Genomic DNA, 16750 nt, shown 5'->3' with positions numbered 1-16750 from the left:
ACGCCGTCTGCCTTTTTATTATTTACATAATTCTTTCAAATTATCTATGGCTTTACGGCTGTCCTCAGCCTTGAAAACCGCTGTTCCCGCAACGCAGACATCTGCTCCGCCCTGATATGCGTGGGCAATAGTCTTATCGTTTATTCCTCCGTCAACCTGACAGAGAATATCTTTTCCAAGTCTTTTTGCTTCTGCCTTGATTTTGGCGATTTTTTCAATATTTTCCGCCATATATGACTGGCCGCCGAATCCCGGTTCAACAGTCATAACCAAGGCAAGCTCTACTTTATGCAGATAAGGGAAAACCGCCTCCGCAGGTGTCTTTGGTTTTACCGCAAGTCCTGCCTTAATATTCTTTGAATGAATTTTATCTATGGTTTTTTCGATATCTGACTCACACTCAACGTGGAAAACTATGTAATCTGCTCCTGCATCCGCAAAGTCGTCCACATATTTAAGCGGGTCGCTTATCATAAGATGAACGTCAAAGGGAAGCTTTGTAAATGGTCTTATCCACTTAATAACCGGTGCGCCGAAGGTTATATTGGGAACAAAATGTCCGTCCATAACGTCAAGGTGAATCCAATCGGCTCCCGCCTTATCCATTTTTTCTGTTTCAGCTCCCATTTTTGAAAAATCACATGAAAGCATTGAAGGTGCTATAAGCATTTCTTATCCTCCTTTTTTATATCCGACGGGGAAAAGTTCAGCTTAAAATTAGCTCATGTTTTCCGTCGGGCGAGACCTTCCACTTAATCTTTGGAATGGTTCGCTCTCATTTAACTTTTTTATTTTTATTTCCGCCTTGCAAAGGTTTATAGTTGGAAATTAACACCTACACAGGTCGGGCGAATTTTTTGTTTCCGCCTTGCAAAGCTCTATCTTAAAATAAACTCCATTTCAAGGCGGGCGAGACCTTCCACTGTTTCCTTTGGAATGGCTCGCTTTTATTTAGCTTTTTTTATTTTTATTTCTTTATTTTCCTTAAACTACGGTTTTTGTATAAATGAGGGGACAACTACCGCTACAAGCCAGAACACAACGAAAAGTGACATTTCCAGTGTTTTTACGGAGTTTACTCCCGAATACAAAGCCAATGTGGAAACCAGAAGTATTCCCACGATAACGGCTATTGTCTGCAAAAGAACCGCCAATGAAATGTTTGATTTAAGTCTTACACATCCGGAAATAGCTCTCATAAGGGAAGTAATCTTTCCGTTTGTGGCAAGGTAAGCACGGGATTTTTCCTCTTTGCTCTCTGTAACCTCACGGCATACATTTGAAAGTCCTGTAGGCAGAACCTTTACTGAGCGGTAGAAAATACCGAAATCCTTGGCGATTTTATCCTCGGTAATATTGTAGTCTGTTGTGCTTACAATAATGCTCAAGCCGTTTTCCTCGGCTCTCTGAAGTTCTTCACACATTGTTGTATTTGTTGAGTATTTCAGTGAGAAAACTGCGCAGAGCTGTCCTGCGTGGGCGAAATAAACAACCGGGTCGCCGTCAGAGAATTTCTCCTCTTCTTCCTCTTCCAAAACGTCTATGCCGTATTTCTCAAGGAGAAGTCTTGTGCCGATTAAAATTCTTTCGCTGTTTACCCAGCCTACAAGGCCTGCGCCCTCTTCGTACAAAACACTTTCAACTGCCGGAAGTCTTTCTTCCTGCTTTTCCAAAAGCTTTTTAAACACAAACTGTATTGGGCTTTTTGCCTCTTTAAGCACTGAATATGCGGCGATTATTGCTTCTTCAATTCTATGCTGTTCAAAATCTCTTGCTCTTACGATTTCCACACAGCCCTCAGGATACAGCTCGCAGGCGTCAACCATAATTGCTGATGTATCGCAGAACTGCTTGATTGACGGATATCCGGTAATCATTGCGCCCCTCTGACGAAGCTGCTTACAGAAGCTTGTAATCGGGAAGTTTGCAAGTATAAGATTTCCCACCGGAACGCTTACGGCTGTTGTTACCGCCAAAGTTGTTACGGCTCCCATAAATGAACCGTAGAATATGGCGTAAAGCAGGGATATTACAAAGGAACAAACCAATGTAAACGGTGCCAGTGCGCCTGAGCTGTCCTCGCCTGGATCCGGAGCATAGGAAAGCTTTAAATAGTTACTCAAAAATGAGGTTTTATGCTGGTAAGCTATAATCGGTCTGCCAACCGCTGTGCCGCTGAGCATCTTTGAGGCGATTTCCTCGTTGTCGTAAATCTTTGCGGCGTAGCACTGCTGTTCCGATGACATAAATCTGAGGTTTTCCTTTGTGCGTTTCAGCATAAGGAGTTTTCCCAGGTAATTTCCTATTACACAGATTATAACTATAAGGGTGTAGAAGGAATATTTTCCGCTGAAGAAAATATCCGAGGCAAAGAGAGCTACAAGGCCCTGCAATGCTGTTGCCATTATCGCCACAGACAATGCGGTGTCGGAATTTCCCTTAAACCTTGTCAGCGCCGCAAATCCGTTTAGGATTGTGGTCTTTGAAACCACCACAACGGCAATAACTATTATTGCGTTTATTATACATACAGTCAGCGGAGCTGATGAATGGGTTATATCCGCAATTTCCGGAACCATAAGCTGCCAGATGCTTACTCCCAAATCAAAGAGTCCCAAAACACCCAAAATCATGCAGCGGAAAAACAAGCTTTTAATATTTACGTTTATCTCGCTTTTTACATTTCTTACGTCTTCCAGTCTTTCGATGTCCTCAATAAGGTCTTCTGACTGAATTTGCTGGGTTTCGGTCTGACTTTTATATCTCTTTCCTGTGAAAATGCTCTTGAGAACCTGTCCGCCGTGGCGTTTGATAAAGTCAAAATTTATCTTCTCTTCTCCGTCCTCGTCAAGGGCAATTTGTCCCTTAACCTTTTTGCCTGCGCTTTTCGGAACTGCGTAACAGCTGTAGGCGTCCCTTACTATTGAAGAGAATTTTCCGGCTTTAACGTAAATCTTCTCAGAATTCTTGTCCTTTTCATATGAAGGCGGTCTTACTCTTGTAAAGTCAGGAGTTATCACATTTGATTTCTCTTCGGCTTTTTCCTCCATAGGCTGAGTATTTACAGTGGTTTCATTTTTAATTTTCTTCTGCTGATCTTTCTGAGCCTGGTTTTTCTTTTTCTTCTTTTGATTTTTTCCGGTTACCGGCTTGTTCTCAGGCTCTTTTTTCTTTTGTGGAGTCTTCTTTTTCTCTTCCTGAGCCTTTGTGTTCTTCTGGGGAGTTTCTTTTTTCTCCTCCTGCTTAGGCTGTTCTGCTTTTTCCTGATTTTTATTCTTTGAATTCTTTTTATTCTTTTTTCCTGAGGAGTATTTTTCTTTTTTCAGCTCTCTTTTTCTCTTTACGCTGTCCTGAGAAACAAGGTTTTCCATTTTCTTTTCCTGTTCCTCTTTTTTCTCCTGCTCCTCTTCAAAATCGCTTAAATCAACGTCGATAGTATCTATATCCTGTATTACCGGCTTGTTGTGGTTCTGAAGATATTCGTTTCCGTCGGCGTACATGTCGTCGTTTGTATCATCGGAAACATAGTCTGTAAAATGCTTTGGCAGATAGCTTTTTTCATCATCTCTGCCCACGGCTTTTTCCGCCGCACTGTCGAAAATTTCAAAATCTTTGAACTTTACGGACTCCTGGTCGTCCTCTCTCTTAAACTCCCTTATCTGGAAAATAACGGCGTTTGTGCCGTCGTCGCTGTGACTTTCTTTCTTTTCTTCTTCAGCTTTGCCCTTTTCACTGTTGAAAATTTCTTTTACAACTCGGCTTTTTTTCTTTCTCTTTTTCTGCTCAGGCTTTTTTTCCTCTTCGCTGAGCTCTCTGGTTTCTTTGAGAATAGATTCAATAAGTTTATCCTCTTCGGAATTATCTCTATTTGCAAAGTCCAGGATTTCTTTTGTCTGCTTATCCACAATCAACACTCCTGTTTTTCCCTTTACATTTGTCTTAATTATCTTCCCTTTGCCATTTCATACATCAATATACCTGCCGCAACCGAGGCGTTTAAGGAATTTATCTTTCCTTTCATAGGAAGAGAAACTATAACGTCGCATTTCTGCCTTACAAGCTTTCCTATTCCCTTGCCCTCGTTGCCTATAACCAGCGCAGCTGCGCCGTCAAAATTGCACTTGGAACATTCCGTTCCGTCCATGTCTGCGCCGTAAACCCACAGACCTCTTTCCTTTAGCTCATCTATTGCCGCCGGAATATTTGTAACCCTTGCTACAGGCACATACTCCACAGCTCCCGCCGAGGCTTTTCCCACGGCATAGCTCAAACCTGCGCTTCTTCTCTTTGGAATTATTATTCCGTGAACGCCTGCACATTCTGCGGTTCGAATAATTGCTCCCAGATTGTGGGGGTCTTCTATTTCATCCAGCACAACCACAAAGGGCTTTTCCCCACGCTCCTCAGCCAATGCAAAAATATCGTCTATTGTGGAGTATTCCTTTATGGCGGCAAGAGCAGCTATTCCCTGATGGTTTTCACCTGCGCAGAGAAAATCAAGCTTTTTGGCGTCAACCTCTTTTACGGTTATTCCCTTATCTCTCGCCTTAGCCAAAATTCCCACGACCGCTCCGGAGGCGGCGTTCTTTGCCACAAGTATTGTATCAATGGCTCTTCCGCTTCTTATGGCTTCTGTTACAGGGTTTCTTCCGGCGATAACGTCTTCACGTTTTTCGGGAACTTCCCTATATGTATCCTCTTTTTTAAATTTTTCTCGTCTTTCTTTCATATTTCAACTTCCTGTATCTGTTCTTTTTTATATCTATTATGACCTATATTTATCATATTTTATAAAATCTGCATACACAATTAGTATAACATATATTACACCGAGATTGAATAGAAAAGAATGAAAAAAAGTCGAAAATTTTCTTTAAATCAAAATGATTTTTCCGTATAAATTGTCAAGAACATCGGTGAAAAACTTGAATATTTTAGGTCACTATCCCGTATGTATTAAAAAAATTATCCACAAACAGGAAATTGTGCGGTGGATAAAGTGAAAAACAGAACACAGCCCCCACCATTAAAGCCAATATAATTACACATACACCAAAGCCCCTTGTTTTTTCAATGTTCTTAACAGCTATATTTGAAATGAAATAAAAAATATAGGATAAAGCAACGCAGAAAGCAGTGGGAAGCCACCAAAAAAAATCCTCTGCACAGTAAAGCAGAATTGTATTTGACAAACAGCAGAAAAAGCAAAGGAAAAACAGAGAAATCACCTTTGCTTTTACATATATCTTAAACTTTTTCACTCCCCACAAAAGCTCCAGCGACCACCAAAAAAGGCACGCCCAGAACACAGGCTTCATAAGCTCCCATGGACTTTCATTGACGCATGAAAAAATAATCCCCAGCACGCCTTTGTCAAAAAAATCATAGTACAAGCTTAAAAAAGGTATCACCACTATCGGAAAGAAAAACAAACATATTTTTCTGAACCATTCTTTCAAAATCGCCTTCCCCCCTTTTGTTATTTCTAATATAAATAACATATGATTTAAAAATTTAATATATTACAAAAACCCCGTGATTTCCAAAAGAAACCACGGGTTAATGTGTTAATAATATAAAATCAAAATAAACCTAACCAAGAGCAAGCCATTCTAAAAATTAAGGAAAAGGTCTCGCCCGCCTTGAAACGACGTTTATTTCTTAAAATAAGTTTTGCAAGGCGGAAATAAAAGACTCGCCCGACCTGTGATGGTGTTAAATTCCAACATAAACCTTTGCAGGTCGGTAATAAAAAACTCGCCCGCCTTGAAACGACGTTTATTTCTTAAAATAAGTTTTGCAAGGCGGAAATAAAAGACTCGCCCGACCTGCGATGAACTTAATTTTTATATCCTCCCTTTGCAGGTCGGATATAAAAAAATTATTTGAGCCAAACCAGGTCGGTGTCGGTGGCTAAGTTGTCGATGCCGTAGGCTATTAAAACCCGGTCGGCTTCCTCTGTCTTAATAAGCTCTGATACGGAGCCTTTGTAGTATCTCATGTCAACCATAACGATTTCGCTGTAGTTGTCCGCAAGGAAAGGCACAAGACAATGGGCGAAACTGTCCTTGATTACAATGAGCTTGCCCTCAGGGGCGTTTGTGTTTGTAATTCTGACAAAAGGCTGGTTTCCGTCCAGATATACAGGGTACTTGTCATCCTCGGAAAGATGCTCTTTGTAGAAAAGACTGTGGCTTTCCTTGGTTTCCTGACCTTCTGTTATTTGAACTGTGATGTTCTCTTCTGTGTTCTGTGGATTTACCCAAAGCTCTATGTTGTCCGGTTCGTTAAACCAGTATGCGCTTCCGGAATAGGTTGTTCCGTAGAAATCTGAATATACTTCAATTTCGTACCGGTCCTCAGAAACAGGTGTAATTCCCAAAGACTCACAGATAAGCGTATAGGCTCTGTATGCCCCGAGACTTGTCCAGTGGTGGTCGGTTTTGTAGTAAAGCTGATCGCCATTGGCAGCGTACTGCTGGAACGGTTCTAAAAGATTTACAAAGTTTACCTTGCTGTCTTTAAGGGCTGATTCCATCTGTGCAAAATATTCGTCATCCTTATAGGTAAGGTGATTTGCAGGGAGCTTGTCGCTCATGATGTAACCGGTTGAGGGAACAAGTGTCATTGTTACAGGAACGTCAACGGAATCGGCAAAGCTTTTGATGATTTCCGTGTTCTCATCAAGACGGTTGTCGTTAGCATTTAAAGGCTGGTTGATTATATAGCCGTCACTGCAAAGATATTTTCCGGATACGCCGTTTAAGCCCTGGAAAAGATTTGCATAAGCGTTAAGTCCAACAAAGAAATTTCTTCCGGTCATGTGGTCGGAAAGATATTTTTCAAATTCGGTTCCAAACTGTCCGCTTAAAAAGCTTTCCGATGTAAGCTTAGGAAAGCTTGCAAGATATCTCTTTTCGGAGGTGCTGTAGGCTTTTTTGGGAAGAGCAAGAAAGGCAATTCCCATTGAAAAAATAAACAGCACAAAAACTATTGCAGGCGCATATTTTTTTATTTTTTTCACAGCTTGTACCTCCTTTTAAAATCTGAAATACAAAAACGGATTGTAGCTCTGATTTACAAGTGACGCTGTGCATACAAACAAAACCACAGCGCAGAGAACAGTTTCAACGAGCCACATAAGGCGTTTTTCCTTGAGCTTATTGTAAATATTTGTCATAAGCGGTGTGCTTGCAACGGCAGCCGCAATAAGCAGCGGCAGATATGCCAGTGTGTAATAGAGAGCGGAGCTTCCTATAAGTCCGTTTGAAAGGCTGAACATGTTTCCCAGATATGCAAAAAGTGCGCCCATATCCTCGAAATAGAAAAGAACCCAGCCAAGGATAATTATGAAAAGGGAATAAACATGTGATACCCATGAGGGGAGCTTTGCAAGTATTTTTCCCAAAAAGATTTTTTCAATAATGAGGATTGCGCCGAAATAAAGACCCCAGAGAATAAAGTTCATGGCGGCGCCGTGCCAAAGTCCGGTTAAGAACCATACTATAATAAGATTTACAATCTGACGGGGAACGCCTTTTCTGTTTCCGCCAAGGGGAATGTAAACGTACTCTCTGAACCATGTTCCCAGAGAGATATGCCATCTTCTCCAAAACTCGGTTATTGTCTTTGAAATGTATGGGTAATCGAAGTTCTTGAGAAATTCAAAGCCCAGCATATTTCCCAGACCGCACGCCATGTCGCTGTAGCCGGAAAAGTCAAAATAAATCTGGAATGAATAGGCGATAATTCCAACCCAGCTTCCCAAAATTCCGTTGGCTTCGCCTGAGTTTCTTATGCTGTCCCAAAGGAGACCCATCTGGTTTGCAATCAAAACCTTTTTGGCAAGTCCCACAAGGAAAACCTTTACGCCGTGGGTAAACTGGTCGAGAGTTTCTCTTCTGTGGTCAAGCTGATAGGCTACGTCCTTGTATCGAACGATAGGGCCGGCAATAAGCTGCGGAAACAGTGCAACGTAGGTTCCGAAAGAAATAATATTTTTCTGAACAGGAGCGTCACCTCTGTAAACGTCGATGGAATAGGACATTGTCTGGAAAGTATAGAAGCTTATTCCTATAGGCAGAGGGATTGTAAGCTTTGGAATATTTAAAAACGGCAGAATATTCAATGTGTCTGCGATAAATCCTGCATATTTGAAAAATCCCAAAAGTGAAAGATTTATAACCGCTGAAGAAATCACAAGGCTTTTGGCAAGCTTTTTGTTAGAGCGGTATTTGTCAATAAAATAGCCGTGCACATAGTCCACAACCGTGGAAAACATCATCAGCAAAACAAAAACAGGTTCACCCCAACCATAGAAAATAAGGTTTACAACAAATAAAAACAGGTTTCTGAACTTCCTTGGGGTTACATAATATATAAGTAAAACAAAAGGAAGATACAAAAATAAAAATAACAGGCTTGAAAATACCAAAAAATAACCTCCTCACACAAAATTGTCATATGCCTATATAATCGGTTCATAGTACCGTTTGCACATAGAAAAAAATTAAGGTGCAGTTATAATTATATATATTTCTAATTTTTAGTCAATGAAAAAAGCCATTTTCAATTGTAAAATTTTTTATATAAAGATTTGATTTTTTTGTCATAAAAAATTCAAGACCACGCAAAAACATGGTCTTGAAAGATTAAAAATTATTTATACCTTTTAATATGAGCTGCCCAGTATACACTGTATTTCCGTTGCGTCCTTGATTGTAATACTGCCGTCACCGTCAACATCAGCAAGAGCTTGGTCGAAAATTCCCTGGGACATATTTCCTAAAAACATTTGGATTGCCGTGACGTCGTTTACATCCACTGTATTATCATGGTTTACATCCATTATTCCGTATTCCGTGCCGCAGTTTCCGGATGTAGTAAATGTAAATTCATAAACATCCTGATAGTTTTGATTGTTGTCTTTTTCCCTTGTGACAAGTATGGCTCTGTAGAAAGTATCTGGCTCAAGTCCGGTAACTGTAACCTGTGAGCTTCCGCTGTTTATGTCAAAACGTGTTGCATTTCCTGCGCCGTCGTAAACCACAACATATGCGCCCTCTATTCTGTTTTCAAAACTGCTTTCATCCCAGGTGATGAATACAGAATTTTCCTCGGGATTGACACAAATTTTAATTTTACAGGATTTCTCCACTGATTTTTTTGAATAATCACAGTAATATATCTATTATTTTTAAAAATGATATATTTTATTTTCGATCATAAAAAATCTCTTTTGAATTATTTTATTGCCACTGTAAATCTTACTGCTGAACACAAAAAACACCATGGTTTCTTTAAATTTTGAACCATGGTGTTTTGATAAATAATTTTTAAATTCAATTTACATGTAATCTTACATGTGAGCGAGCCATTCCAAAGGAAACAGCGGAAGGTTTCGCCCGACCTGTGATGATGCCAATTTTTTCGGTAAACCCATGCAGGTCGGATATAAAAAACTCGCCCGCCTTGTAACGATGTTTATTTTTAAATTAAACCCTTGCAAGGCGGATATAAAATCAATCTGTGTCAAGTTTGAGGACTGCCATAAATGCGTCTTGCGGAACTTCAACTGTTCCAAGCTGGCGCATACGCTTTTTACCCTCTTTCTGCTTTTCAAGAAGCTTCTTCTTTCGGGTAATATCGCCGCCGTAGCACTTGGCAAGAACGTCTTTTCTAAGTGCCTTTACTGTTTCACGGGCAATAATCTTTCCGCCGATACATGCCTGAATCGGAATTTCAAAAAGCTGGCGTGGGATTTTCTCCTTGAGCTTTTCCGCCATCTTTCTTGCTCTTGAATATGCTTTGTCCGCATGGATAATAAAGGAAAGTGCGTCAACCACTTCTCCGTTGAGCATTATATCAAGCTTTACCAGCTTGCTTTCCATGTAATCCTTCAATTCATAGTCGAAAGAAGCGTAACCCCTTGTGCGGGATTTAAGCGTATCAAAAAAGTCGTAAATAATTTCAGCCAAAGGAAGTTCGTAATGAATATCAACACGGTCTGAGTCGATATATGTCATATCCTTGAAAATTCCTCGTCTGTCCTGACAAAGCTCCATAATATTTCCAACATATTCCGTAGGTGAATAGATATGGGCGTTGGTCATAGGCTCTTCGGCTTTCATAACCAATGATGGGTCGGGATAGTTTGTGGGGTTGTCTATCATTTCAACAGTTCCGTCGGTTTTTGTTATTCTGTAAATAACGCTCGGAGCTGTTGTGATAAGGTCAAGGTTGTATTCTCTTTCCAGTCTTTCCTGGATTATCTCCATGTGGAGAAGTCCCAAAAATCCGCATCTGAAACCAAATCCCAAAGCAACGGAAGTTTCCGGCTCAAAGGTCAGGGAAGCGTCGTTTAATTTCAATTTATCAAGAGCGTCTCTCAAATCCCCGTACTTTGCACCGTCGGCAGGATAAATACCGCAGAACACCATTGACTGGGCTTCACGGTAACCGGGCAAAGGCTCCGGTGCAGGGTTTGAGGTCAATGTAACTGTATCGCCAACCTTTGCATCCTGCAAGGATTTAATTGAAGCGGCAATATAGCCTACCTCGCCGGCATAAAGTCCGTCTGTAGGGTCAAGGGTTGTGGCACGCATAAAGCCGCACTCCACCACATTGAACACTGAGCCTGTAGCCATAAGCTTAAACTCATCGCCCGGGTGAATCTGTCCCTCTTTAATTCTAACATATATAATAACGCCCTTATAGCTGTCGTAGTAGCTGTCGAAAATCAAAGCACGCAAAGGAGCGTTTATATCTCCTGTAGGAGCCGGAACGTCTGAAACGATTTTTTCCATAACGTCGTGAATGTTTATTCCTGCTTTTGCGGAAATTCTGGGCGCATCCTCAGCCGGAATACCGATAACATCCTCGATTTCCTTTATAACCTTATCCGGATCGGCACTTGGCAAATCTATCTTATTTACAACCGGAACAATCTCAAGTCCGCTGTCAACTGCAAGATAAGTGTTAGCCAAAGTCTGTGCCTCAATTCCCTGAGAAGCGTCAACAACCAGCACTGCACCCTCGCAGGCTGCCAATGAACGGGAAACCTCGTAGTTAAAGTCAACGTGTCCCGGAGTGTCTATAAGGTTAAAAAGATAGTCGTTTCCGTCGTCTGCGTTATAGACAAGTGTAACCGCATGGGCTTTTATGGTAATTCCTCTTTCCCTTTCCAGTTCCATATCATCAAGAATCTGGTCCTCCATTTCACGGAGAGAAACAGACTTTGTCTGCTCCAAAATTCTATCTGCAAGGGTTGATTTACCGTGGTCTATATGCGCTATAATACTGAAATTTCTGATTCTATCCTGCTGAAATCCCATACCATTCCTCCTGTTTTTTATATCCGCCATGCCTCACTTCCATATGACGGTAAAGTTCTGCACATGGCGGGCGAGACCTTTTCCTAAGTCTTTGGAGTGGCTCGCTCTAATTTAACTTTTTCTTTTAGCTCCGACCTGCAAAACTTTATTTTAAAAACTACCGCCTGCACAGGTCGGGCGAAACCTCTTCCGCAATCTTTGGAGTGGCTCGCTCTCATTATACTTTTAATTATTCATTCTTAATTATTCATTTTAATAATTTTCATTATATTTTTGTCCCGACGCATAGATAAATTTAATCATCAAAACAAAAATTTTCACGTCGTACAGAAAAATGACGGGTTTATTATACCATAAACCCGTTCATTTTAAAATATTTTTTTATTTTATATTCAATTATACTTTTGCTTTTTCCTTTGGCTTTGCCTTTAAAACAGGACCTGCGGCTTTTTTGCCTGTGGATTTTTCAAGCTCTTCCTTTGCAACAGCCAGCATAAGCTTAATTCTGTTTTCCTGGTTTACTCTCGGTGCGCCCGGGTCATAGTCGATCGCAACAATGTTTGCCTTTTCGTTTATGCTCTTTATCTTTCTTATCATGCCCTTGCCGTTTATATGGTTAGGCAGACATCCGAAAGGCTGGGTACATACGATATTTTCATATCCGGTTTCAGCAAGCTCAAGCATTTCCGCTGTCAAAAGCCAGCCCTCGCCCATCTTGCTTCCGTAACCGATAACGTCCTTAACAAGCTCCTTTGTGTGCTTGTATCTTGATGGCGGCAAAAATCCGTATTTAGCGGTGCTTTCAACCATGTAGCCTTCCATTTCCTCAAGGTAATCCATGAGCATTTTTACAACGCTGTATTTAATTTTACTTCCGCCGTAAAGCTTTATATCCTCAAGACGGTTATCAACCTTAAAGAGCGCAAAGCCCATAATTCCCGGCAGGCATACCTCACAGCCCATATCATAAAGGAATTTCTCAAGGTCGTTGTTTCCAAGTCTTGCGTACTTAACGTAAATCTCACCTACAACGCCTACCTTGATTTTCGGAACCTTATTGATTTTTACCTTTGAAAAATCACAGGAAATCTCATCGAGGTTTTTAGAAATCTCTTTTCTTCTGTAGCCGTCGCCCTTAGCAAACTGCTTTGTCAAAATATCCGTCCATTTCTGAACCAAAGCTGCGCTGTCGCCCTTGTTTACCTCGTATGGCTTTACCTGATTGTCAAGGAGCATAAGCACGTCGCCGTAAACAAGTCCTGCTACAATTCTTCTTATCATCGGAAGAGTTATTGAAAATCCCTCGTTTTTCTCAAGACCTGAAAGGTTAAGAGAAATTACAGGAACCTGCTCAAGACCTGCTTTTTTAAGAGCTTTTCTAAGAAGATGTATGTAGTTTGAGGCTCTGCATCCGCCGCCTGTCTGGGTAATCATAAGGGCGGTTTTATTAACATCGTATTTTCCGCTCTGCAAAGCGTGGATAAACTGTCCGATTACCAGCAAAGCCGGATAACATGTGTCGTTGTGAACATATTTAAGTCCTGTCTGAGCTATTTCAGGGCCGTCTGTATCCAGAAGCACACATTTATATCCGTAATGGATAAACACGTTTTTGATTATATTAAAATGAATCGGCGCCATCATGGGAATGAGGATGGTGTATTCCGACTTCATTTCCTTTGTAAAAATAAGACGGCCGGTTTTATCATATTTAAGTTCTGCCATATATCCTTTCTCCTCCCACAACTTATTATTACTCTCTGCCTATAGCGGCAAGCAGACTTCTAAGTCTTATCTTAACTGCGCCAAGGTTTGTAATCTCGTCTATTTTAATCTGGGTATAAATCTTGCCTGCCTGCTCGAGGATTTCTCTTACCTCGTCGGTTGTGATAGCGTCAACACCGCATCCGAAGGATACAAGCTGTACCAAGTCCATATCCTTTCTTGTTCCCACATATTTTGCGGCGGCATACATTCTTGAATGATATGTCCACTGGTTCAAAACTGTGGTCGGGAATTTTTCAACACGGCAGGAAACCACGTCCTCACTTATAATTGCACAGCCAAAGCCTGCAATAAGCTTATCTATACCGTGGTTAATCTCAGGGTCAACGTGATAAGGTCTGCCTGCAAGGACAATAATATGTCTGTTTTCCTTTTCGGCAATCTCGATTATCTCTTCGCCCTTTGCTCTTACCTTTTTAAGGTAATTGTCGTACTCCTCGTAGGCGGCTTCAGCGGCTTTCTTTACTTCTTTCAAAGAAATTCCGTTAAAGTGCTTGCAGAGTGCCTCATAAGCCTTTTTATAAAAATCTTTCTTTCTGTGTATTCCCAGATAATCGTTGATAAAGGTTATCTTTTTAACATCCTTCATGTTGTTTTTGATAACCTCAGGGTAATAGGCAACAACAGGGCAGTTGTAATGGTTATCTCCCAGTCCCTCGTCCACATTGTAGGAAAGACATGGGTAGAAAATAGTGTCACAGCCGTTGTTGATAAGCCACTGAACATGGCCGTGCATAAGCTTTGCCGGGAAACATACCGTATCTGATGGGATGGTCTGCTGTCCTAAGGCGTAAATCTCACGGGATGAATAAGGTGAATGAACAACCTCAAATCCCAAAGTTGTGAAGAATTTATGCCAGAACGGAAGAAGTTCGTAGATATTAAGTCCCATTGGCAAGCCTATTTTTCCTCTATAACCGCTTACAGGCTGATACTCGCCTAAAAGCTTCAGTTTGTATTCATAAATATTCAGGCTCTGACTTGGTTTTTTCTTTGTAATAGGTCTTTCGCAGCGGTTGCCGCCGATAAACTTTCTGCCGTCTGCAAATTTATTGACAGTAAGGCGGCAGTTGTTCTGACAAAGACCGCAGTTTATAACTGAAATCTCATGGACGAAGTTTTTAAGTCCCTCCTGAGAAATTATAGAGCTTTTTTCAACGCCTTTCTTTTTGCTCTTTTCCATTGCGTAAAGAGCAGCGCCGTATGCACCCATAAGTCCTGAGATAGAGGGGCGCACAACGTCAACCTTCATTTCCTGCTCAAAAGCACGGAGCACTGCGTCGTTGAGGAAGGTTCCTCCCTGAACAACAACACGTCTTCCCAGCTCGTCAGGGCCTGAAGCTCTTATTACCTTATAAAGTGCGTTTTTAACAACGCTCAAAGAAAGTCCGGCGGAGATATCCTCAATAGTTGCGCCGTCTTTCTGCGCCTGCTTAACTGAGGAGTTCATAAACACGGTGCAGCGTGAACCCAGGTCAACAGGGTGTTTTGCAAAAAGTCCCAGCTTTGAAAATTCCTCAATGGAATAGCCCAAAGCGTTGGCAAAGGTCTGCAAGAAGCTTCCGCAGCCTGAGGAACATGCCTCGTTAAGGAAAATATTATCTATTGCGCCGTTGTGTACCTTAAAGCATTTGATATCCTGTCCGCCGATATCAATAACGAACTGAACGTCAGGCATAAAGGAGCGTGCGGCGGTAAAGTGGGCAACGGTTTCAACAATGCCGTAATCCACGTTAAATGCATTCTTTATAATCTCTTCGCCGTATCCTGTAACAGCTGCGGCGGCGATATTTATATCAGGGTTAATCTCGTAAAGGCTTTCCAAAAAGCTCTTTATAATAGGAACAGGGTTACCACTGTTTCCAAGGTAACAGGAGTGTAGAAGCTCCATATCCTCGCCCAAAACAACAGCCTTAACTGTTGTTGAACCTGCGTCCATACCTATATATGTCTTTTTCTTATAGCCTTTAAGCTCACCACGCTTTACATCCGCCTTGTTGTGACGGGCAATAAAGTCGTCGTATTCCTTTTGGTTTGCAAACAAAGGAGGGTTAAAAGCAAAGTTTCCGCTTCCTCTGTAGATCTTAATCTGATTTATAAGTCCGTCAAAATCAATGGCCTTATCAGCACAGAGAGCCGCACCGCAGGCTACATAATAAAGTGAATTTTCAGGACATGTGCCTTTTGTATTCAAAACCATGTCAAATCTGGCTCTAAGTCTTGACATAAAGGTCAGCGGGCCGCCGAGATATACCACATTGCCGGTAATTTCACGTCCCTGAGCCAAGCCTGCAACAGTCTGGTTTACAACTGCGCAGAAAATACTCTCTGCAATATCGCTTTTTCTTGCACCCTGGTTCAAAAGGGGCTGTATATCTGTCTTTGCAAAAACGCCGCAGCGTGAGGCTATTGTATATGTTTTCTCATGCTGTGCTGCAAGTCCGTTTAATTCCTCCAGGGGCACGTTCAAAAGTGTTGCCATCTGGTCAATAAATGCGCCTGTACCGCCGGCACAGGTACCGTTCATGCGGACTTCCATTCCGCCCTCAAGGAACAAAATTTTTGCGTCCTCGCCGCCCAGCTCAATTATAACGTCTGTACCGGGCAAAAATGTATTTGCGGCAACTCGTGTTGCGTAAACTTCCTGGATAAAATCCACGTCACAGCTCTGGGCAATTCCCATACCTGCGCTTCCTGAAATAGCAAAAAGAGCGTTTTCAACTCCAGGTACTGCCGCTTTGACATTTTCCAAAATTTCAGAAATCTTTTGTGTTATTTTAGAAAGATGCCTCTCGTAAACACTGTAAATGATTTTATTATCGTCATCAAGCACTACACACTTAACGGTGGTGGAACCTACATCCAATCCTAATCTCACATTATCACTCCAAACATAACACAACAAAATAAAAACAATTACTTAATTCTCTCATTTGTACCATTTTAACACGAATTTTAAAATACTGCAATGCACAAAAACCTCAAAATGTGCCAAATTCCACACCTTAAAACATTTTCATAGACTTATACAAAACTGTAAAATACTATGTGGAAAAATACAATAATAATAGCAATAGGAATAATGAAAAAAGGGAATAATATGTAATCTATATGAAAACTTTTTTAAAATTAACAAAATATAAAGATTTAATCTTTGTCGCAGGGCTTATATATAATTGTATACTATATAAAATAAAAACAACTGTAGTTAAGACAATAACCACAGCTGTAAAATTATAATTTAAAATCAAAGCCTATATCATTTCAAATCTAATTGTTTAAAATATAAAAATAAAAAACAAACCCAACCGAGAGCGAGCCATTCCAAAGACTAAACAGAAGGTCTCGCCCGCCTTGAAACGATGACTATTTCTAAGTCGAAGTCTTGCAAGGCGGATATAAAAAAAGCGGATATAAAATAAAGGTCTCGCCCGACGGAAAACGGGAGCTAATTTCAAAATGAGCCTTACCCCGTCGGACAAAAAAATAACACCATCTAAGAAGACGGTGTATGTAAAAGGGTTTAACACCCTGAAAACTGAATAAAGAGTATACAGACAAATCCAAAGGACTTATGGTCAAGCCCTCGACCTATTAGTACTGCCAAGCTGAATGCCTCACGGCACTTACAC

9 protein-coding genes are annotated in these 16750 nt (G+C 41.0%); all 9 read right to left on the bottom strand.

Features of this window, described 5'->3' with window-relative positions; genetic code table 11:
- Positions 1-18: 18 nt before the first annotated feature.
- The 9 genes from rpe to B5F08_RS09120 all read right to left on the bottom strand — a co-directional run bounded on the left by rpe (position 19) and on the right by B5F08_RS09120 (position 15996).
- The gene (rpe, locus tag B5F08_RS09165) at positions 19-669 is read right to left on the bottom strand and encodes a ribulose-phosphate 3-epimerase (RefSeq protein WP_087378563.1); all 651 of its coding nucleotides are present in this window, start codon (positions 667-669) and stop codon (positions 19-21) included.
- Between the two features lie 320 nt (positions 670-989).
- Positions 990-3905, bottom strand: coding sequence for a hypothetical protein (locus B5F08_RS09160; RefSeq protein ID WP_087378561.1), 2916 nt, complete (start codon positions 3903-3905; stop codon positions 990-992).
- A 38-nt stretch (positions 3906-3943) separates the two neighbouring features.
- Entirely contained in the window at positions 3944-4729 is a 786-nt protein-coding gene (gene rlmB / locus B5F08_RS09155) for a 23S rRNA (guanosine(2251)-2'-O)-methyltransferase RlmB (protein WP_087378559.1), read from the bottom strand.
- A 1152-nt stretch (positions 4730-5881) separates the two neighbouring features.
- Entirely contained in the window at positions 5882-7024 is a 1143-nt protein-coding gene (locus B5F08_RS09145) for a DHHW family protein (protein WP_087378555.1), read from the bottom strand.
- A 15-nt stretch (positions 7025-7039) separates the two neighbouring features.
- Positions 7040-8434 (bottom strand): MBOAT family O-acyltransferase, encoded by a 1395-nt coding sequence (locus tag B5F08_RS09140; protein ID WP_087378553.1) that lies wholly within the window; start codon positions 8432-8434, stop codon positions 7040-7042.
- Between the two features lie 237 nt (positions 8435-8671).
- A complete protein-coding gene (locus B5F08_RS09135) occupies positions 8672-9157 on the bottom strand; it encodes a dockerin type I domain-containing protein (protein ID WP_087378551.1) in 486 nt (161 codons plus the stop codon).
- A gap of 364 nt (positions 9158-9521) precedes the next feature.
- Positions 9522-11333 (bottom strand): translation elongation factor 4, encoded by a 1812-nt coding sequence (gene lepA, locus B5F08_RS09130; RefSeq protein ID WP_087378549.1) that lies wholly within the window; start codon positions 11331-11333, stop codon positions 9522-9524.
- 396 nt (positions 11334-11729) lie between these two features.
- Positions 11730-13058, bottom strand: a complete 1329-nt coding sequence (locus tag B5F08_RS09125; protein WP_087378547.1) for a 2-hydroxyacyl-CoA dehydratase — start codon at positions 13056-13058, stop codon at positions 11730-11732.
- A gap of 28 nt (positions 13059-13086) precedes the next feature.
- Positions 13087-15996, bottom strand: coding sequence for an acyl-CoA dehydratase activase-related protein (locus tag B5F08_RS09120; RefSeq protein ID WP_087378545.1), 2910 nt, complete (start codon positions 15994-15996; stop codon positions 13087-13089).
- Positions 15997-16750: the final 754 nt, after the last annotated feature.

Origin of the sequence: Anaeromassilibacillus sp. An172 (genome assembly GCF_002160515.1) — a bacterium.
Taxonomy (GTDB): domain Bacteria; phylum Bacillota; class Clostridia; order Oscillospirales; family Acutalibacteraceae; genus Limousia; species Limousia pullorum.
This window is presented reverse-complemented; position numbering and strand designations above follow the sequence as displayed.

What these genes read in the sequence shown, in the direction of transcription:
- rpe (WP_087378563.1), bottom strand. Translation starts at nt 669, where the DNA reads ATGCTTATAGCACCTTCAATGCTTTCATGTGATTTTTCAAAAATGGGA.
- rlmB (WP_087378559.1), bottom strand. Translation starts at nt 4,729, where the DNA reads ATGAAAGAAAGACGAGAAAAATTTAAAAAAGAGGATACATATAGGGAA.
- lepA (WP_087378549.1), bottom strand. Translation starts at nt 11,333, where the DNA reads ATGGGATTTCAGCAGGATAGAATCAGAAATTTCAGTATTATAGCGCAT.
- B5F08_RS09125 (WP_087378547.1), bottom strand. Translation starts at nt 13,058, where the DNA reads ATGGCAGAACTTAAATATGATAAAACCGGCCGTCTTATTTTTACAAAG.